General features: G+C 72.8%; 21 protein-coding genes. 4 read left to right on the forward strand and 17 right to left on the reverse strand.

Translation table 11 applies throughout. The features are described from left to right. Window positions 1–194: 194 nt before the first annotated feature. Entirely contained in the window at window positions 195–455 is a 261-nt protein-coding gene (locus OEB99_RS03655; RefSeq protein WP_263508405.1) for a PspC domain-containing protein, read from the forward strand. A gap of 28 nt (window positions 456–483) precedes the next feature. Here the strand turns inward: OEB99_RS03655 and OEB99_RS03660 are convergent, their stop codons facing one another. The 4 genes from OEB99_RS03660 to infC are packed head-to-tail and all read right to left on the reverse strand — an operon-like array spanning window position 484 to window position 3,020. After that, on the reverse strand, window positions 484–1,305 hold the full coding sequence (locus tag OEB99_RS03660; RefSeq protein ID WP_263508407.1) for a TrmH family RNA methyltransferase: 822 nt from the start codon (window positions 1,303–1,305) through the stop codon (window positions 484–486). 28 nt (window positions 1,306–1,333) lie between these two features. Then, window positions 1,334–1,717, reverse strand: coding sequence for a 50S ribosomal protein L20 (gene rplT / locus OEB99_RS03665; RefSeq protein ID WP_263508408.1), 384 nt, complete (start codon window positions 1,715–1,717; stop codon window positions 1,334–1,336). Between the two features lie 54 nt (window positions 1,718–1,771). Continuing rightward, window positions 1,772–1,966, reverse strand: a complete 195-nt coding sequence (gene rpmI / locus OEB99_RS03670) for a 50S ribosomal protein L35 (protein WP_263508409.1) — start codon at window positions 1,964–1,966, stop codon at window positions 1,772–1,774. 52 nt (window positions 1,967–2,018) lie between these two features. Further along, window positions 2,019–3,020 (reverse strand): translation initiation factor IF-3, encoded by a 1,002-nt coding sequence (infC, locus tag OEB99_RS03675; RefSeq protein WP_263508411.1) that lies wholly within the window; start codon window positions 3,018–3,020, stop codon window positions 2,019–2,021. 258 nt (window positions 3,021–3,278) lie between these two features. On the opposite strand from infC, the gene OEB99_RS03680 reads away from it, so the two are divergent. The 3 genes from OEB99_RS03680 (at window position 3,279) to OEB99_RS03690 (ending at window position 5,195) form a co-directional block, all read left to right on the forward strand. Then, the gene (locus OEB99_RS03680) at window positions 3,279–3,638 is read left to right on the forward strand and encodes a DUF1844 domain-containing protein (protein ID WP_263508412.1); all 360 of its coding nucleotides are present in this window, start codon (window positions 3,279–3,281) and stop codon (window positions 3,636–3,638) included. A 77-nt stretch (window positions 3,639–3,715) separates the two neighbouring features. Beyond that, window positions 3,716–4,426 carry a hypothetical protein gene (locus OEB99_RS03685; RefSeq protein WP_263508414.1) on the forward strand — a complete coding sequence of 237 codons (711 nt, stop codon included), beginning with the start codon at window positions 3,716–3,718 and terminating at the stop codon, window positions 4,424–4,426. Window positions 4,427–4,430: 4 nt separating this feature from the next. Next, on the forward strand, window positions 4,431–5,195 hold the full coding sequence (locus OEB99_RS03690) for a S1C family serine protease (protein WP_263508415.1): 765 nt from the start codon (window positions 4,431–4,433) through the stop codon (window positions 5,193–5,195). A gap of 2 nt (window positions 5,196–5,197) precedes the next feature. Here the strand turns inward: OEB99_RS03690 and OEB99_RS03695 are convergent, their stop codons facing one another. From OEB99_RS03695 to OEB99_RS03755, 13 genes are all read right to left on the reverse strand, one after another. Then, complete coding sequence (locus OEB99_RS03695) at window positions 5,198–5,962, reverse strand: SseB family protein (RefSeq protein WP_263508417.1); 765 nt, start codon at window positions 5,960–5,962, stop codon at window positions 5,198–5,200. Beyond that, entirely contained in the window at window positions 5,962–6,696 is a 735-nt protein-coding gene (priA, locus tag OEB99_RS03700) for a bifunctional 1-(5-phosphoribosyl)-5-((5-phosphoribosylamino)methylideneamino)imidazole-4-carboxamide isomerase/phosphoribosylanthranilate isomerase PriA (protein WP_263508418.1), read from the reverse strand. The genes OEB99_RS03695 and priA overlap by 1 nt, the downstream gene beginning before the upstream one ends. Further along, the gene (gene hisH / locus OEB99_RS03705; RefSeq protein WP_263508419.1) at window positions 6,693–7,331 is read right to left on the reverse strand and encodes an imidazole glycerol phosphate synthase subunit HisH; all 639 of its coding nucleotides are present in this window, start codon (window positions 7,329–7,331) and stop codon (window positions 6,693–6,695) included. Before hisH ends, priA begins: the two co-directional genes overlap by 4 nt. A gap of 67 nt (window positions 7,332–7,398) precedes the next feature. Continuing rightward, window positions 7,399–7,860, reverse strand: coding sequence for a hypothetical protein (locus OEB99_RS03710; RefSeq protein WP_263508420.1), 462 nt, complete (start codon window positions 7,858–7,860; stop codon window positions 7,399–7,401). Continuing rightward, window positions 7,857–8,399 (reverse strand): imidazoleglycerol-phosphate dehydratase HisB, encoded by a 543-nt coding sequence (gene hisB / locus OEB99_RS03715; protein ID WP_263508864.1) that lies wholly within the window; start codon window positions 8,397–8,399, stop codon window positions 7,857–7,859. The genes OEB99_RS03710 and hisB overlap by 4 nt, the downstream gene beginning before the upstream one ends. A 59-nt stretch (window positions 8,400–8,458) precedes the next feature. Next, window positions 8,459–9,580, reverse strand: a complete 1,122-nt coding sequence (locus OEB99_RS03720) for a histidinol-phosphate transaminase (RefSeq protein WP_411910654.1) — start codon at window positions 9,578–9,580, stop codon at window positions 8,459–8,461. Next, window positions 9,577–10,224, reverse strand: coding sequence for a YgjV family protein (locus OEB99_RS03725; RefSeq protein ID WP_263508422.1), 648 nt, complete (start codon window positions 10,222–10,224; stop codon window positions 9,577–9,579). The genes OEB99_RS03720 and OEB99_RS03725 overlap by 4 nt, the downstream gene beginning before the upstream one ends. Before the next feature lie 47 nt (window positions 10,225–10,271). Further along, on the reverse strand, window positions 10,272–11,591 hold the full coding sequence (gene hisD / locus OEB99_RS03730) for a histidinol dehydrogenase (RefSeq protein WP_263508424.1): 1,320 nt from the start codon (window positions 11,589–11,591) through the stop codon (window positions 10,272–10,274). Between the two features lie 29 nt (window positions 11,592–11,620). Next, complete coding sequence (locus OEB99_RS03735) at window positions 11,621–12,028, reverse strand: pyridoxamine 5'-phosphate oxidase family protein (protein ID WP_263508425.1); 408 nt, start codon at window positions 12,026–12,028, stop codon at window positions 11,621–11,623. A gap of 49 nt (window positions 12,029–12,077) precedes the next feature. Beyond that, window positions 12,078–15,641, reverse strand: coding sequence for a DNA polymerase III subunit alpha (dnaE, locus tag OEB99_RS03740; RefSeq protein ID WP_263508426.1), 3,564 nt, complete (start codon window positions 15,639–15,641; stop codon window positions 12,078–12,080). Window positions 15,642–15,775: 134 nt separating this feature from the next. Continuing rightward, window positions 15,776–16,702 (reverse strand): RluA family pseudouridine synthase, encoded by a 927-nt coding sequence (locus OEB99_RS03745; protein WP_263508427.1) that lies wholly within the window; start codon window positions 16,700–16,702, stop codon window positions 15,776–15,778. Then, window positions 16,699–17,295 (reverse strand): signal peptidase II, encoded by a 597-nt coding sequence (gene lspA / locus OEB99_RS03750; RefSeq protein ID WP_411910661.1) that lies wholly within the window; start codon window positions 17,293–17,295, stop codon window positions 16,699–16,701. Before lspA ends, OEB99_RS03745 begins: the two co-directional genes overlap by 4 nt. Beyond that, on the reverse strand, window positions 17,292–17,756 hold the full coding sequence (locus tag OEB99_RS03755) for a TraR/DksA family transcriptional regulator (protein WP_263508431.1): 465 nt from the start codon (window positions 17,754–17,756) through the stop codon (window positions 17,292–17,294). The genes lspA and OEB99_RS03755 overlap by 4 nt, the downstream gene beginning before the upstream one ends. Window positions 17,757–17,839 lie beyond the last annotated feature (83 nt).

Consider the following 17,839-nt stretch of genomic DNA (forward strand, 5'->3'; position numbering starts at 1 on the left):
CCCCGACGCCGATCCCCGCTCCGGAGTGCGCGGGGTCAGGCAGGGGTCAGCCAGGGGTCAGCCAGGGATCAGGCACGGATCAGGGACGGATCAGGGACGGATCAGGGGCTGCCCCCGATGCCGACGGGGTCCCGCGGGCGGGATCGTGGAGCAGCGCCGGACAGCCCGGCGCGTCGAGAGGAGCCCCACCGATCATGATCCACGACCAGATGGCCCACCAGGGCCTCGTCCGCCCCGAGCGGGACCGCGTCCTGGCCGGCGTGTGTGCCGGCCTCGGTCGGCGGTTCGGCCTGGACCCGTGGCCCGCACGCCTGCTCTTCGTGCTGGTGCTGATGCTGATCCCGGGCAGCCAGATCCTCGTGTACCCGATCCTGTGGATCCTGATGCCCTCGGAGCGGTCGCTCTACCAGCCGCAGCCCTACCCCGCTCCGCCCGCACCGGCCAACCAGGTCTGACCGACCGGCAGCGCCCGCGTCACAGCGCTCAGCGCTGGGCGCGGGCGCTCGCGTACAGGCAGACCGCTGCAGCAGTCGCGAGGTTCAGCGACTCGGCCGCGCCACGCAGCGGGATCCGCACGACCGCATCGGCCTTCGCGAGATCCTCGGCCGGCAACCCCCAGGCCTCGTTGCCGAACAGCCATGCGGTGGGCGCGCGCAGGTCGGGACGATCCTCGGCGTCGTCGGCAGCGGCGGCGTCCAGGAGGTCGTCGAGGTCGTGCTCGCCGGCACCGTCCGCGGCCAGCACCTGCAGACCGGTCCCGCGCAGCCGCATCAGCGCCTCGTCGAGGTGGCCGGCCCGTAGCACCGGCAGGTGGAAGAGCGACCCGGCGGTCGCACGCACGACCTTCGGGTTGAAGACGTCGACCGCGTGCCCGGCGAGCACCACGGCCGAGGCGCCCGCGGCGTCGGCGGCCCGGATCACCGTCCCGGCGTTGCCCGGGTCGCGCACCTCGGCGAGCACGGCGACCAGTCGCGACTGACCCAGCTGGTCCAGGGTGAGCGCCCACGTGCGCGCCACCGCGAGCACACCCTGCGCGTCACGTGACATCGCGTCGAGCACCTCGGCGGTGCCCACCTCCACCGTCAGGTCGCCGAGCCGCGCCGCGGCGACGATCTCCGGGTAGCGGTCGATCGCGGCGGCGGTCATCACCAGGTCGAGGACACGGTCCGGCATGTGCCGGACCAGCTCTCGTACCGGTTGCGGCCCCTCGACGAGGAACCGGCCCCGCCGCTCACGCACCGGACGCCCGGCCAGTGCCCGCACCGCCTTGACCCGCTCGGCGCGGGGGTTGGTCAGCTCGGGCACGACCGGGCGTCCAGGTGAGATGCGGTGCTCAGGCCGCCGACGGCGCGTTGACGTCGGCCGGCAGCGCCTGCTTGGCGACCTCGACCAGTGCGGCGAACGCCTGGTCGTCGCTCACGGCGAGCTCGGCGAGAACGCGACGGTCGACCTCCACACCCGCGAGCTTCAGGCCCTGGATGAGGCGGTTGTAGGTCAGGCCGTGCGCGCGCGAGGCCGCGTTGATGCGCTGGATCCACAGCCGGCGGAAGTCACCCTTGCGCGCCTTGCGGTCGCGGTAGGAGTAGACCAGCGAGTGGGTGACCTGCTCCTTCGCCTTGCGGTAGAGGCGCGAGCGCTGGCCGCGGTAGCCGCTGGCGCGCTCGAGGGTCGTACGACGCTTCTTCTGGGCGTTGACCGCCCGCTTCACGCGTGCCACGTGATGCTCCTTTCAGGGCTCACAGGTGAGTCCGGGGCGCACGGCCCGCGGCGGTCACTTGCCGAGCAGCTTCTTGATCTTGGGGACGTCGGCAGAGGCAACCGGCTGGTCAGAGGCCAGGCGGCGGGTCAGGCGGCTGGACTTGCGCTCGAACAGGTGGCGGGCACCGGCCTGCTCGCGCATGAGCTTGCCGCTCCCGGTCACCCGGAAACGCTTCTTCGCACCGCTGTGCGTCTTGTTCTTCGGCACGGGTGTGCCCTTTCTGGTCAGGCCGCCCGGCTGGGCGGCACGTGTGCGGGGATCAGCTCTTGGGTGCTCGCGGACGTGGCGCCGGCTTGGGGGCCGGCTTCGGCGTGGCCGGGGCCGCGGGCTTCGGTGCGGCGGAGGCCGCCGGCTTCGGGGCCGCGGAGGAAGCGGGCTTCGGCGCCGCAGGACGCGGCGACGGGGCCGGCTTCGGGGCCGCGGACGACGACGGCTTCGCGGCAGACGCAGGCTTCGCGGCAGACGCAGGCTTCGGCTCGCTCGCGGGCTTCGGCTCGCTCGCGGGCTTCGGCTCGCTCGCGGGCTTCGGCTCGCTCGCGGGCTCGGGCGCGCTCGCGACCTCCGCAGTGGCCTCGGGTGCCGGTGCGGCCGGCGCCACGGGTGCTTCGGTCTGCTCGACCACGGGCTCCACGGAAGCGGACACCTCGACCGGCGCGGCAGGCTCCTCGACGCGGGACGAGTCCTTGGCCGCCTCGGCCTCGCGGGCCTTGCGTCGCTGCTCGTTCTTGACGTCGGCCTTCTTCTTGGTCGGGCCGAGCACCATGATCATGTTGCGCCCGTCCTGGCGGGGCATGCTCTCGATGGTGCCGAGCTCGGCCACGTCGTCGGCGAGGCGCTGGAGCAGCCGGACGCCCATCTCCGGGCGGGACTGCTCACGACCGCGGAACATGATCATGACCTTGACCTTGTCGCCCGCCTTGAGGAAGCGCTCGACGTGGCCCTTCTTCGTGCCGTAGTCGTGCGGGTCGATCTTGAGCCGGAAGCGGATCTCCTTCAGGACCGTGTTGGCCTGGTTCCGCCGGGCCTCGCGGGCCTTCATGTCCGCCTCGTACTTGTACTTGCCGTAGTCCATGAGCTTGCAGACCGGCGGACGGGCGTCCGGAGCAACCTCGACCAGGTCGAGGTCGGCCTCCTGGGCCAGGCGCAGGGCGTCCTCCACGCGGACGATGCCGACCTGCTCGCCGTTGGGGCCGACCAGGCGGACCTCGGCGACGCGGATCCGATCGTTGATGCGGGGCTCGCTGATGTCTGGACTCCTCATGCTTCGTCGGGAGACCACCGACGACGAAGAAGGCCTCCGACGCCGAGCGCGAGCGGAGGCCTGAGTCCGTGCCGCGAGTACGGCACACACGACCGCGCAGGGCGCGGCCGCCGGACCATGAACCCGGTACCTGTCGATCCGAGGATCAGTCGGCGCCTGGGTGGGAAGGACTCCACTTGTGCACCGGCCCCGACGTGCAGGCACGCTGGATGGGACCGGTTGGTCGTCGACCATGGTAGCACCTGCGAGGATCGGACCATGAGCGAGCCCGAGCAGCCCGAGTCCACCGCAGCACGCGACATCGCCGAGGTCCCCGCGGTCGAGGTGATCACCACCGCGGCCGTGCACCTGATGAGCGCGGCCGCCGTCAAGTGCGGCCTCGCGCCCGACACGGCCGGGCAGAGCGGCGCCGAGCTCACCGACCTCGACGAGGCGCGCAAGCTCATCGTCGCACTCGCCGGGCTCATCACCGCGGCGGCCCCCGACCTCGGCAGCCAGCACGCACGGTCGCTGCGCGACGGGCTGCGTTCGCTCCAGCTCGCCTTCCGGGAGGCGTCGCCCTACCCCGACCCCGTCGGCGAGGGTCCCGGCGAGGACCTCACCGGCCCGGTGAGCTGAAGGGCCCCGATCCGACCGGCCCCCGACGTGACCGAGACCACCCCGGGGTCCGCGGCCTCGCCACCTATCCTGAGACCGTGACCGAGCCGAGCGACGCCACCGTCCGCGCCGCCGGCCCCACGGGGCCGGATGCGCCCACGCAGGTGCCCGCGCCGCGGCACATCTCCACCTCGCCCTTCCCCGCGGCGCCCAGGATCCCGCCGCCCGAGCCGAACCGTCAGAGCCCCGCCGCGCACGCCGCCCTGCCCCCGGCCGCGGTGGTGCCCGCTCGGCGGCGCACGCCCCGCCGCTGGCAGGTCGCGACCGGACTCCTGCTGCTGTGCACGGCGGTGCTCGCCGCGAGCACCACCTACCTGTGGCGCACGTCGGACGCGTGGGAGGAGCGCGCCGGCGACTACGAGGCCGTCTCGCGCGACCTCGGTGCGCAGCTCGCGGACACCAAGCAGGAGCTCGACAGCACCATGGGCGAGCTCGACGCGGTCAGCGCACAGCTGCAGACCGCCCAGACCCGGATCATCGAGCTCGCCGACGAGAAGGCCCAGATCGGCGACGACCGCGAGGCGCAGCGACTGCTCGCCGACTACCAGGAGCGCGTCACGGAGGCCGCCGGGCGGGTCGCGCTGGCGCTCGACCAGTGCGTCCAGGGGCAGAACCAGCTGATCGGCTACCTGGAGAACGCCGACCTCTACGACCCGGCCGACCTGGACGCCTACGCCACCGACGTCCAGGACCTGTGCCAGGCGGCCACCGACGCCAACACGGCCCTGCAGAGCGAGCTGGCCCGGTGAGTCGATGAGCCGGCCCGCGACGTCGCGACCGGCCCGGGCTCTCCTCGCCGTGCTCGCGGTGTCGGCGCTGACAGCCTGCGCCGCGATCCAGGACGTGGCCGACCAGGTGCCGACCCCGCCCGGCCCGGCGATCACCGACTGGGTGCCGTCCGTCACCGCCGACCCCACCGACTCGGGGCTCGGCAACCTCTCCCCCGACGGGTTCGCCGTCGCGCAGCGCATGGCCGTACGGATCCGGAACGTCGGCTGCGGCACGCTGTCGACCGGCTCGGGCTTCGCGATCGACGCACGCACCCTGATCACCAACCGCCACGTGGTCGCCGACTCGGCCGAGCTCCAGGTCTCCACCTACGACGGCCGGGACATCCAGGTCAGCGGCGCGGCGACCGCCTCGCTCGCCGACCTCGCGGTCGTCCGCACCGAGCAGGACCTGCCGGACCACCCCGAGCTCGCCGAGTCGGACCCGATCCTCGGCGACCCGGTCACCGTGGTCGGCTACCCCCTCGGCGGCGCGCTCACCGTCACCAGCGGACGCGTGATCGGCACCACGACCGACCCGCTCAACGAGAGCCTCGGTGAGGTGCTCGTGACGGACGCCGAGGTCGAGCCCGGCAGCTCCGGGTCGGCAGCCCTCAACTCCGACGGCCAGGTCATCGGCGTCGTGTACGCGAAGAACGCCGCCGACCAGAGCTTCATCGTCCCGGTGAGCACGCTGCGGGACCTGCTCGCCGACGACGGGGCCTTCAGCCCGATCGCGAGCTGCGACTGACCTCAGGCCACGCTGACCGGCCTGAGCTCGAGCGAGTCCACCTGGGCGACCATCGGATCGCTCGCGAGCCGCGCGTTCACCCTGCCGAGGACCACCTCCAGGCCGGCCCGGTCCAGCCCGGCCGACAGCCCGACCAGGACGGCGACCTCGGCACGCCGACCCGGCTCGACCTCGACCGACCGCACCTCCGGCAGGTCCGCGAGGACGCGCTCGACCGCCGCCCGAACGTCCGCACGGACCCGGCCGTCGCGCACCGCGGGCTGCCACGGCAGCCCCGCGGCCAAGGCCTGCACGGCAGGCCGCGGGATCACCACGGTCACGGGCCCGCCCGGGTCGAGGACCACGAGCGGCCAACCCTCGGCCAGGGCCGACGCGGCGGCACGTGCGGCCGATGCGGGCATCGGACGTGCCCGCGGGCGCCACGCGGCAAGCGCAACGACACTGCTGAAGACCGGAAGGGCGGTACGTCCGTCGGGCGCCTGGAGCGCGACCACCGCGGTCTCGACCTCACGCTCCGCACCGAAACCCGCCGGCCCGTGGGCGCCGGGGCCGGCGCCGTCGGGCACCTCGTGCGCCAGCACGGGCACGAGCACCCTGGTCGGGGCGAGCGCCGCGACCACGTCGGCGAGGTCGGCGCGCCCGGCGGCGTGGTCGGCGAGCACCGCGGCGAGCACCGCGTCCGCCGAACCGTCGTCCGCCGCGAACGCCGAGACCGGAGGCAGCTCCCGGGGTCGGGTGCCGTCCTCACCGGGAAGCCCGCACCCCACTACGGCCGCCCCGCGACGTCCAGCGCCTCGGGAAGAGTGAACGCTCCGGCGTACAACGCCTTGCCGACGATCGCTCCCTCGACCCCGAGCGGGACGAGCTCACGCAGCGCAGCGAGATCCGCCAGCGTCGACACGCCACCCGAGGCGACGACCGGCGCACCGGTCCGGGCGCAGACCTCGCGCAGCAGGTCGAGGTTCGGCCCGCGCAGGGTGCCGTCCTTGGTCACGTCGGTGACCACGTAGCGCGAGCAGCCGGCTTCGTCCAGGCGTGCGAGGACCTCCCACAGGTCGCCGCCCTCCCTGGTCCAGCCGCGGGCCGCGAGCGTGGTGCCGCGCACGTCGAGCCCCACCGCGATCCGGTCACCGTGCTCGGCGATCGCACGCGCGGTCCAGTCCGGGTTCTCGAGCGCGGCGGTGCCGAGGTTCACCCGGGTGCACCCGGTACCCAGGGCCCTGGCCAGCGACGCGTCGTCCCGGATGCCCCCCGACAGCTCGACCTTGACGTCGAGGGCACCGACCACCGCGGCGAGCAGGTCGGCGTTCGACCCGCGGCCGAACGCGGCGTCGAGGTCCACGAGGTGGATCCACTCCGCACCGTCGGTCTGCCACTGCTGCGCGGCGGCGCGCGGGTCGCCGTAGGACGTCTCCGAGCCCGCCTCACCCTGCACCAGGCGAACCGCCTGGCCGTCGGCCACGTCGACCGCCGGCAGCAGCTCCAGTCGCGACATCGTCATCCCTTCAGACCACGGACCCAGGCGGACAGCAGCTCCGCGCCGACGTCACCGGACTTCTCCGGGTGGAACTGGGTCGCGGCGAGCGGCCCGTTCTCGACCGCGGCGACGAACCGCTCGCCGTGCTCGGACCAGGTCACCTTCGGCTCGGCGAACCGGCCGCCACCCAGCGGCGAGAACGAGCGGGCCGCGTACGAGTGCACGAAGTAGAAGCGTTCGCCGGCCAGGCCGTCGAAGAGCACCGAGTCGGCCGGCGGGTCGACCGGGGACCAACCCATGTGCGGCACGACCGGTGCGTCCAGACGGTCGACGACACCGGGCCACTCCCCCAGGCCCTCGGTCCGCTCGCCGTGCTCGACGCCCGCGTCGAACATGATCTGCATCCCGACGCAGATGCCGAGCACCGGACGCCCACCGGCCAGTCGCCGGTCGACGATCTGGTCGCCCCGCACCGCACGCAGACCGGACATCACCGCGGCGAACGCGCCGACGCCGGGGACCACCAGGCCGTCGGCCGCCATGGCCGCGTCATGGTCGGCGGTGAGCTCCACGTCGGCCCCCACGCGCGCGAGCGCGCGCTGCGCGGAGCGGACGTTGCCGAAGCCGTAGTCCAGCACGACGACACGGGGAGCAGGCACCGCGCGAGTCTATCCGCGGGCCCATGGACGGGCCGGACCGTCCGCGCTCCGGGCGCCGACGGTGGTCTCAGCGCGCCTTGCGGGCCGCACGGGCCGCCGAGGCGAGCATGCGCGTCGCCTTCCAGCGCCCGAGCCCGGCCGAGCTGACCACGCCGCCCAGGTCGGCCACGGCGACCGTACCGAGCAACAGACCCTCGAGCTCGGGCGGTGCCCCGTCCAGAAGCAGGCCGGGGGCGACCTCCGTGGTCGCCGAACCGCCGGACCAGCGGGTCGCGACCAGCGCGCCGTCGCGGCGCACGACGAGCAGCACCGGCGTGTTCGACAGCAGTCTCGAGATCGCCTCGGCGGCCTGCTCGGGCTCGCCCGGCTCGGTCCGACGGCACACCGCGAGCGCCCCGACCGGCGTTGGCGCCGCGTCGACCTCGACGCCGGCGAGCGCGCACGCCGCCGCGAGCGGGGCCGGGTCGGCCACCTGCGTGACGACGACCGCGACCACCCCGGCCGTCGGGTCGGCGGGACCGTCGGTCACAGGCTGCCCTTCGTGGACGGCACGCCCTGGACGCGTGGGTCGAGCGCGACCGCCTGGCGCAGGGCTCGGGCGAGCGCCTTGAACTGCGCCTCGACGATGTGGTGCGGGTCGCGCCCGGACAGCACTCGCACGTGCAGGCAGATCGCCGCGTGGTGCGCGATCGACTCCAGCACGTGGCCGGTCAACGAGCCGGTGAAGTGCCCGCCGATGAGGTGGTACGCCTGGCCCTCCGGCTCACCGGTGTGCACGCAGTACGGCCGCCCGGACACGTCCACGACCGCCTGCGCGAGCGCCTCGTCGAGCGGCACGAGCGCGTCCCCGAACCGGGCGATGCCGGCCTTGTCGCCGAGCGCGACCCGCAGCGCCTCGCCGAGCGCGATCGCGACGTCCTCGACCGTGTGGTGGGCGTCGATGTGGGTGTCGCCGGTGGCCCGCACCACCAGGTCGATCAGCGAGTGCTTGCCCAGCGCCGTGAGCATGTGGTCGTAGAACGGCACGCTCGTGGAGATGTCGGTGCGGCCCGTGCCGTCGAGGTCCATCTCGACGTGCACGCTCGACTCCGAGGTCGAACGGTCGATCACCGCGGTGCGAGTCCCGCTCACAGTCCAGCCACCTCCACCAGCGCGGCCTTGAAGGCCGCGGTCTCCTCGGGCGTGCCCACGCTCACCCGCAACCAGCCGTGCGGGCCGGTCTCCCGGATCAGCACACCCCGGTCCAGCAGACCCTGCCAGATCGAGTGCCGGTCGTCGAACACCCCGAACAGCACGAAGTTCGCGTCCGAGTCCGCCACCTGCAGGCCACGGCCCTGGAGCCAGGTCACGAGCGCGTCGCGCTCGCGACGCAACCCCTCGACCTGGGCCATCAGCTCGGTCGCGTGGCCGAGCGCCGCCCGAGCCACGGCCTGCGTCACCGCGGACAGGTGGTACGGCAGCCGCACCACGCGCAGGGCATCGACCAGCGGCGTCCCCGCAGCGAGGTAGCCGAGCCGGGCGCCCGCCATGCCGAACGCCTTGGACATCGTCCGGCTGACCGCGAGGTGCGGGTGGTCCGCGAGCAGCGTCAGGGCCGACGGCGTGCCGACCCGGCGGAACTCGGCGTAGGCCTCGTCGACGACCACGACGCAGCCGCCCGGGACCTGGGCGGCTGCGGCCAGCACCCCGGTCACGACCTCGAGCGGCAGGGCGGTCCCGGTCGGATTGTTGGGGCTCGCCAGCAGCACGACGCTCGGCCGGACCTGGGCGATCATCGCCGTCGCGTGGTCGACGTCGAGCGAGAAGTCCGTCTCGCGCCGTCCGGTGACCCACTCGGTCGAGGTGTCCCGCGCGTACTCCGGGTACATCGAGTAGGTGGGTGCGAACGACAGTGCGGTCCGGCCCGGTCCGCCGAACGCCTGCAGCAGGTGCAGCATGACCTCGTTCGAGCCGTTCGCAGCCCAGAGCTGCGCGGGGTCGAGCCGCACCGCCGACTCGCGGTGCAGGTAGTCCGCGAGGTCCGCGCGGAGCTCGGCGAAGTCGCGGTCGGGGTACCGGTTCAGGCCGTGCGCGGCCGCCTCGACGGCGGACGCGATGTCGGCGACCACGGAGGCGGACGGCGGGTACGGGTTCTCGTTGACGTTGAGCCGCACCGGGACGTCGAGCTGCGGCGCGCCGTACGGCTCCAGACCGGCGAGCTCGGGACGCAGCGGCAGGCGGGGCTGGCTGTCGGGCACGGCCACGATCATAGGGAGGGTGCGAGGTCGAGCACGCGCCGCCCGTCGCGCTCGACGAAGCCGACCGCTCGCAGATAGCTCTCGGACGACGCCATGCCCGGCGACGCGACGACCGTGGTCGTGCCGAGTGCGGCGAACGGGCCGTCGGCCCGGAACACGAACTCGCCGGGGGTGAAGTCGCGGTACGCCGGGAGCACGTAGTCGAGGAGCACCTGCTGCTCGCCCGCGTCGTCCCCGACCGCGCTGAGCACCACCCCGACGACGTGGTCCGACGTGGAGACCACGAAGGCGTGGTCCGCACGCGCTGCGAGGTCGGCGGCCGGCACCTCGGCCAGGTCGGGGTTGAACCGTCGGATGTCGCCCTCGTGCCGCTCGAGCAGGTGGTGCAGGAAGGGCTCGTCGAGCTGCATCGTGACGGCGTCGTACACCCGGGCGTCGTGCCGTTCGCGCAGCAGCCGGGCGATCGCCCAGAGGTTGATGGCGACCAGCACGACGTTCATCGCGACCATCGGCCAGACACCGAGCACGGCGTTGTACCCGATCAGCACCACGCAGGCGACCGAGTTGAGCACGCGCAGACGCATCAGGCGGGTCTGCAGCAACGACAGCACGAGCAGGGCCGAACCGGCCCAGCCGATGATCTCCAGCCAGGGCATCGTGGCTCCTCAGAGAAGGACGGCCGCGTGTCCGCGACCGGGCAGGGTCAGCGGAAGCGGGCCTCGACGGCCTCGCCGTGCGCCGGCAGGTCCTCGGCCGCGGCGATCGCCACGATCCGCTCACGGAGTTCCGCGAGCCCGCCCTCGTCGTACTCGACCTGCTGCACGGCGCGCATGAAGCTGTGCACGCCGAGCCCGCTCGCGTAGTGCGCGCAGCCCCCGGTCGGCAGCACGTGGTTGGAGCCCGCCATGTAGTCGCCGAGCGACACCGGCGCGTACGGGCCGACGAAGATCGCGCCGGCGCTGGTGACCTGCTCGGCCACCTCCGAGGCGTCGGCGGTCTGGATCTCGAGGTGCTCGGCGCCGTAGGCGTTGACCACCGCGAGGCCGGCAGCGAGGTCGTCGACGAGCACGATCGCGGACTGCGGGCCGCCCAGGGCCGTGGTGACGCGGTCGGAGTGCTTGGTCGCGGCGACCACGTCCGGGAGCAGCGCCTCCACCCGGTCGGCCAGGCCGATGTCCGGCGTGACCAGGACGGATGCCGAGGTCGGGCCGTGCTCGGCCTGGGAGACCAGGTCGGCCGCGACGTGCTGCGGGTCCGCGGTGCCGTCCGCCAGGATCGCGATCTCGGTCGGCCCCGCCTCGGAGTCGATCCCGACCGCGCCGCGCACCAGGCGCTTGGCGGCCGTCACGTACTGGTTGCCCGGGCCGGTGATCACGTCGACCGGCTCGCAGAGCACCTCACCGTCCTGCGGCAGCTCACCGGCAGCGCCGTAGGCGAGCATCGCGATCGCCTGCGCGCCCCCGACCGCGTACACCTCCTCGACGCCGAGCAGCCGGCACGCCGCGAGGATCGTCGGGTGCGGCAGCCCGTCGGCCTGCGGCGGGCTGGTCACCACGAGCGAGGCGACCCCGGCCTCCTGCGCAGGAACGACGTTCATCACCACGGACGACGGGTACACCGCCAGCCCGCCCGGGACGTACAGGCCGACCCGCCGGACCGGCATCCAGCGCTGCCGCACGACCGCACCGGGTGCGAACTCGATCCGGAACCCGGCCGGCCGCTGCTGGGCGTGCACCGCGCGGCTGCGGCGGATCGACATCTCCAGGGCCGAGCGGACCCGCGGCGCGAGCGCCTCGAGCGCGTCGGCGAGCGCCTGCTCGGGGACCCGCAGGTTCTCCGGCCGGACGCCGTCGAAACGCTCGGACACGTCCCGCAGCGCCGCCGCACCACGCGCGCGCACGTCGGCGATCACCGGGGCGACCTGGTCGGCGACGTGGGCGACGTCCACCTCCGGACGCGGCAGCACGCCGGCGAGGGCACGGGCGGACAGGGGACGGCCACGGAGGTCGATGCGGGAGATCACCCGCCCGAGTCTAGGAGGGTCGGGGGTGCTCAGCGCACCATGTAGTCCGACCCGATCACCCGGTCCACGGTGACCGCGAGCACCACCCGACGGGGGTCGGCCTCCAGGGTGTGGTGCCGGCGCGCGTGGCGACGTTCCGCGTCGGCCACGTCGGCGGGGTCCCGCGAGACGGTGGCGACGCCCTCGAGCGTGAGCCAGCGCCCGCCCGAGACCTGGCACACCGCGGCGCGGGCCTCGATCCCCGACACGCCGGCCGACTCGACGTTGCGCACCTTGGCCGACCCGTCCCGTGTGGTGACCAGCACGCGGCCGGTCGACGGGTCCCAGGTCGGCGCGACGGGGACGACGTGCGGCGTGCCGTCCGGGCGGATCGTGGTGAGCGTCGCCAGGTGTCGTTCGGTGAGGAACACGAGCTGCTCGGGCGTGAGGCGGATCACCGTCCGAGCCTGCCATCCCGGCGCGCGCCGGGCAGCCGCACCGCGACCGTCACGCGAGGCAGTTCGGGCCGAGCAGCGCCTTGAGGTCGCCGTACAGCGCGGGGCTCCGCTCGATCCGCAGGCCGTGGTCGAGCCGCATGACGGTCGACCGACCCGGCTGGGTCAGGCGCAGGTGCACGTCGGTGACACCCGGGTGGTCGGCGAGGATCTCCCGGAGCTTCTCCACGATCGGCGGCGTGCACCGGGTGACCGGAATCGAGATGGTCACCGGGCGCTCGTCGACGGCGGTGACGTCCGGCAGCGACACCTCCATCGCCTGGAGCTGGATCGTGTCGTCCCGGCGACGCACCCGGCCGCGCACGGTGAGCACGGCGTCCTCGAGCAAGGTCGTGGTGTACGCGAGGTACGTCTCGCCGAAGAACAGCACCTCGACCGAGCCGTCCAGGTCCTCGAGGCTGAGCGACGCCCACGGGTTCCCGTTCTTGCTCATCCGTCGCTGCAGGTTGGTGACGAGCCCGCAGACGGTGACCGTGGAGTTCTCGGCGCGCGTCTCGTCCGCGTGCAGCGCGGCCAGCGAGCAGTCCGCCGCCTGCGCGAGCACGTGCTCGAGCCCGGAGAGCGGGTGGTCGGACACGTAGAGCCCGAGCATCTCCCGCTCGAACGCGAGGAGCTGCTTCTTGTCCCACTCGGGCACGTCGGGGACGCTGACCGAGAAGCCCTCGTCCGGCGTGGCGCCGAGGTCGGCGAACAGGTCGAACTGCCCCTCGGCCTCCTTGCGCTTGACCCCGATCACCGAGTCCACCGCCTGCTCGTGGACGAGCATGAGCGAGCGCCTGCGGTGGCCGAGCGAGTCGAACGCACCGGCCTTGACCAGCGACTCGATGGTGCGCTTGTTGCAGACCACGGCGGGGACCTTGTCCAGGAAGTCCTGGAACGAGGTGAACCGGCCCTTGGTCTCGCGGGCCCGGACGATCTCCTCCACGACGTTGGCGCCGACGTTGCGGACCGCGGTGAGGCCGAAGCGGATGTCCGCCCGGACGGCGGTGAAGTTCGCCGACGAGGAGTTCACGTCCGGCGGCAGCACCGTGATGCCCATCCGGCGGCACTCGGCGAGGTACAGCGCGGACTTGTCCTTGTCGTCCCGGACCGAGGTGAGCAGACCTGCCATGTACTCGGTCGGGTAGTTCGCCTTGAGGAAGGCCGTCCAGTAGGAGATCACCCCGTACGCGGCCGAGTGGGCCTTGTTGAACGCGTAGCCCGCGAACGGCACGAGCACGTCCCAGACCGCCTGGATCGCGCCGTCGGTGTAGCCGCGCTCACGCATGCCGGCCTGGAACGGCACGAACTCCTTGTCGAGGATCTCCTTCTTCTTCTTGCCCATCGCGCGACGCAGCAGGTCGGCCTGGCCGAGCGAGTAGCCCGCGAGCACCTGGGCGGCCTTCTGCACCTGCTCCTGGTAGACCACCAGGCCGTAGGTCTCGTCGAGCACGTCGGCGAGCGGCTCGACCAGCTCGGGGTGGATCGGCTCGACCTGCTGCAGACCGTTCTTGCGCAGCGCGTAGTTGGTGTGCGAGTTCATCCCCATCGGGCCCGGCCGGTACAGCGCGATGACCGCGGAGATGTCGTCGAAGTTGTCCGGCCGCATCTGCCGCAGCAGGGCACGCATCGGCCCGCCGTCGAGCTGGAACACCCCGAGGGTGTCGCCGCGGCCGAGCAGGTCGTAGGTCGGCGGGTCGTCGAGCGGGACGTCCTCGATGACGAGCTCGGGCTTGCCGTTGGCGCGGATGTTGTCCAGCGCGTCGTCGAGGATCGTCAGGTTGCGCAGCCCGAGGAAGTCCATCTTGATCAGCCCGAGCGCCTCGGCACCGGGCTGGTCGAACTGCGTGATGATCGCGCCGTCCTGCGGGCGCTTCATGATCGGGATGATGTCGATCAGCGGCTCGCTGGACATGATGACGCCCGCCGCGTGCACGCCCCACTGACGCTTGAGGCCTTCGAGGCCACGCGCCGTCTCGAGGACCTTCTGCGCGTCCGGGTCCGCGGCGACGACCTGCCGGAACTCCTCCGCCTCGGCGTACCGCTCGTGCTTCTGGTCGTACATCCCGCTGAGCGGGATGTCCTTGCCCATCACCGGGGGCGGCATCGCCTTGGTGAGCTTCTCACCCATCGCGAACGGGTAGCCGAGCACGCGCGACGCGTCCTTGAGCGCCTGCTTGGCCTTGATCGTGCCGTAGGTGACGATCTGGGCCACCCGGTCGTCGCCGTACTTCTCGGTGACGTACCGGATCACCTCACCACGGCGGCGCTCGTCGAAGTCCACGTCGACGTCGGGCCACGACACGCGCTCCGGGTTCAGGAACCGCTCGAAGATCAGGCCGTGGGCCAGCGGGTCGAGCTCGGTGATGCCCATCGCGTAGGCGACCATCGAGCCCGCGGCCGACCCACGCCCCGGACCGACCCGGATGCCCTGCGCCTTCGCCCAGTTGATGAAGTCCGCGACGACGAGGAAGTACCCCGCGAAGCCGAGCTGCGTGATGACCCCGGTCTCGTAGTCCGCCTGGGCGCGCACCGCGTCGGACACGCCGGCCGGGTACCGCCGGCGCAGCCCGGTCTCGATCTCCTTGACGAACCAGGACTGCTCGTCCTCGCCGGCCGGGACCGGGAACTTCGGCATGTAGTTCGCCGAGGTGTTGAACGCGACGTCGCACCGCTCGGCGATCAGCAGGGTGTTGTCGCACGCCTCCGGGTACTCGCTCCAGAGGTCGCGCATCTCCCGCGCGGTCCACAGGTAGAACGAGTCGCTCGAGAACGCGAACCGCGTGCCGCCCTGGTCGTAGGTCGGCTCGAGCAGCGTCGAGCCGGACTGCACCGCGAGCAGCGCCTCGTGGGCGTGCGCGTCCTCCTTGCGCGTGTAGTGCGAGTCGTTGCTCGCGACCAGCGGGGCGCCGATGTGCTTGGCGAGCCTGAGCAGGTCCGGCATCGCCCGCCGCTCGATGTCGATCCCGTGGTCCATCAGCTCGACGTAGAAGTTGTCCCTGCCGAAGATGTCCTGGAGCTCGGTGGCCGTGCGCACCGCCTCGTCCCACTGACCGAGGCGGAGGCGGGTCTGGATCTCACCCGAGGCGCAGCCGCTGAACGCGATGAGGCCCTCGCTGTAGCGCGAGAGCAGCTCGCGGTCCATCCGCGGCCACTTGCCCATCTGGCCCTCGAGCGAGGCCATCGAGCCGAGCCGGAACAGGTTGTGCATCCCGGCCGTCGTCTCCGAGACGATCGTCAGGTGCGTGTAGGCACCGCGCGCCGAGACGTCGTCGCCGGACTGCGAGTCGTCGCCGAACCGGACCCGCGTCTGGTCGAACCGGCTCGTGCCCGGCGTGAGATAGGCCTCGACCCCGATGATCGGCTTGATGCCGTGGTTCCGAGCGCGCTGCCAGAAGTCGAAGGCGCCGAACAGGTACCCGTGGTCGGTGATCGCGATGGCCTTCTGGCCGAGCTCCTCGGCGTAGGTCAACAGCTCCTCGACGCGGGCCGCGCCGTCCAGCATCGAGTAGTCGGTGTGAACGTGCAGGTGGGCGAAGTCCTCTCCGGGTCGCCACCCGGGATCGCCCAACGCCATGCGGGCCATCCTAGGTCGGACCACCGACGGGCCCGTGCGACGTCCGGGGCGCGTCGGCTCGCATCGCAGATCGCGTCACAGATCGCGGCGAGCGCTGTGAGACAGGTCACCCCGGCCGTCTCACGACACGCGTCTCACGTCTCGCGCAGCAGCCCCCACGCGTGCGCCAGATCGGCCGGGTACGGGCTCTCCAGGACCGTGCGTTCACCGGTCACGGGGTGGTCGAAGCCGAGCCGGTGCGCGTGCAGCCACTGGCGGGTCAGTCCGAGCCGCGACGCCAGCTGCGGGTCCGCGCCGTAGGTCAGGTCGCCGACGCACGGATGGCGCACCGCGGCCATGTGGACCCGGATCTGATGGGTCCGGCCGGTCTCCAGGTGCACCTCGACCAGGGAGGCCGCGGGCACCATCTCGAGCACCTCGTAGTGCGTGATCGACGGCTTGCCGGCTGCGGTGACGGCGAACTTCCAGTCCTGCGTGGGGTGTCGCCCGATCGGTGCGTCGATCGTGCCGGACGTCGGTTCGGGGTGCCCCTGGACGACCGCGTGGTAGACCTTCTCGACCGTCCGCTCCTTGAAGGCGCGCTTGAGCACGGTGTAGGCGCGCTCGCTCTTCGCCACGACCATGAGCCCCGACGTGCCGACGTCCAGCCGGTGCACCACGCCCTGACGTTCGGCGGCCCCCGACGTGGACACGCGGTGCCCGGCGGCCGCGAGCGCCCCGACGACGGTCGGCCCGGTCCAGCCCGGCGACGGGTGGGCGGCCACCCCGACCGGCTTGTCCACGACGACGACGTCGTCGTCCTCCATCACGATCCGCATCCCGGGGACCGGCTCCGGCGGTGCCACGTCCACCGGACCGTCCAGCACACCGGTGTCGACCTCGAGCCACGCCCCGGCCGGCAGCCGGTCCGACTTGCCGACCGGCCGGCCGTCCACGAGCACGGCGCCCTGGGCCACCAGGTCCGCGACCCGGGTGCGCGAGACCCCGAGCAGACGGGCGAGGGCGGCGTCGACCCGCTCGCCGGCCAGGCCGTCGGGCACCGGGAGGCTGCGGCTGCTCACGCCGACGGCACGTCCCGTCCGTCGGCCGCACCGGTGTCGTGGGGCGCCGGCTGCGTCGGGGGCTCCGACCCGCCCGACTCGGCGTGAGCACCCCGGTGCCCCTCACGCGTGCCGTCCACCGCGATGCCGAGCATCGTGAGCAGGACGATCGCGACCGCCGCGACCACGATCGCGATGTCCGCGACGTTCCCGATGAACCAGTTGCCGTAGGCGAGGAAGTCGACCACGTGCCCGCGGGCGAAGCCCGGCGGGCGGAACAGCCGGTCGATGAGGTTGCCGACCGCACCACCGAGGAGCAGCCCGAGCGAGACGGCCCAGGCTCGTGAGCCGAGCCGGTCCGCGACCCGCACGATGACGACCGACACACCCACGGCGGCGACGGTGAAGATCCAGGTCATCCCGGTCGCGAGGCTCAGCGCCGCTCCGGGGTTGTGCATGAGCTGGAGCCCGAACAGGTCGCCGAGCAGCGGGATCCGCTCGCCCTCCACCAGCCGGGCGACCGCGAGCGCCTTCGTCGCCTGGTCGAGCACGAGGACGACGACCGCGACCACGGCCAGGACCGTGACGAGGTGTCTACGTCGGGGCACGTTCAGCGACGCTCCTGGCGCGCCTTGCAGGTCACGCAGAGGCTCGCTCGCGGGAAGGCCTGCACGCGGGCCTTGCCGATCGGGCCGCCGCACGACTCGCACGTGCCGAAGCCCGGCTGGCCCACCCGGGCCAGGGCGTGCCGGTTCTGGTCGAGCAGGTCCCTGGTGTTGTTCACCATGGTCAGCTCCTGCTCACGCTCGAGCGCGGAGGCGCCGGAGTCGGCCTGGTCGTCTCCCGCCCCATCACCCGAGTACCGGAGGAGGCTGGTGAGCTCGGCGTCCGCCTCGGAGAGCTCGACCTCGAGCCGGACGATCTCCGCAGCGAGCTCGTCGGCGACCTCCTCGACCTCCGCGACCGTCCACGGGTCCTCACCGTCGCGGACCGGGAAGGTCTCGACGAGGGACACGAGGTCGGACCTCGAAGGACGCGCGCCGCCCGACGCGCTGACCGGGTCCTGGATGGTCATGTCTCTCCTTGATGACGAATCGTGCCGAGAGGGTAGATCCCCCCGGGGTAAAGCACAACGCACCACACCGGGCCGTCCCGGTG

Source organism: Actinotalea endophytica, assembly GCF_025717005.1.
Classification (GTDB): Bacteria; Actinomycetota; Actinomycetes; order Actinomycetales; family Cellulomonadaceae; genus Actinotalea.

Coding starts and splice junctions, on each gene's coding strand:
- OEB99_RS03655 (WP_263508405.1), top strand. CDS start 195: ATGATCCACGACCAGATGGCCCACCAGGGCCTCGTCCGCCCCGAGCGG.
- infC (WP_263508411.1), bottom strand. CDS start 3,020: ATGAGGAGTCCAGACATCAGCGAGCCCCGCATCAACGATCGGATCCGC.
- OEB99_RS03680 (WP_263508412.1), top strand. CDS start 3,279: ATGAGCGAGCCCGAGCAGCCCGAGTCCACCGCAGCACGCGACATCGCC.
- OEB99_RS03690 (WP_263508415.1), top strand. CDS start 4,431: ATGAGCCGGCCCGCGACGTCGCGACCGGCCCGGGCTCTCCTCGCCGTG.
- priA (WP_263508418.1), bottom strand. CDS start 6,696: ATGACGATGTCGCGACTGGAGCTGCTGCCGGCGGTCGACGTGGCCGAC.
- hisB (WP_263508864.1), bottom strand. CDS start 8,399: ATGGACCTCGACGGCACGGGCCGCACCGACATCTCCACGAGCGTGCCG.
- OEB99_RS03720 (WP_411910654.1), bottom strand. CDS start 9,580: ATGATCGTGGCCGTGCCCGACAGCCAGCCCCGCCTGCCGCTGCGTCCC.
- OEB99_RS03725 (WP_263508422.1), bottom strand. CDS start 10,224: ATGCCCTGGCTGGAGATCATCGGCTGGGCCGGTTCGGCCCTGCTCGTG.
- dnaE (WP_263508426.1), bottom strand. CDS start 15,641: ATGGCGTTGGGCGATCCCGGGTGGCGACCCGGAGAGGACTTCGCCCAC.
- OEB99_RS03755 (WP_263508431.1), bottom strand. CDS start 17,756: ATGACCATCCAGGACCCGGTCAGCGCGTCGGGCGGCGCGCGTCCTTCG.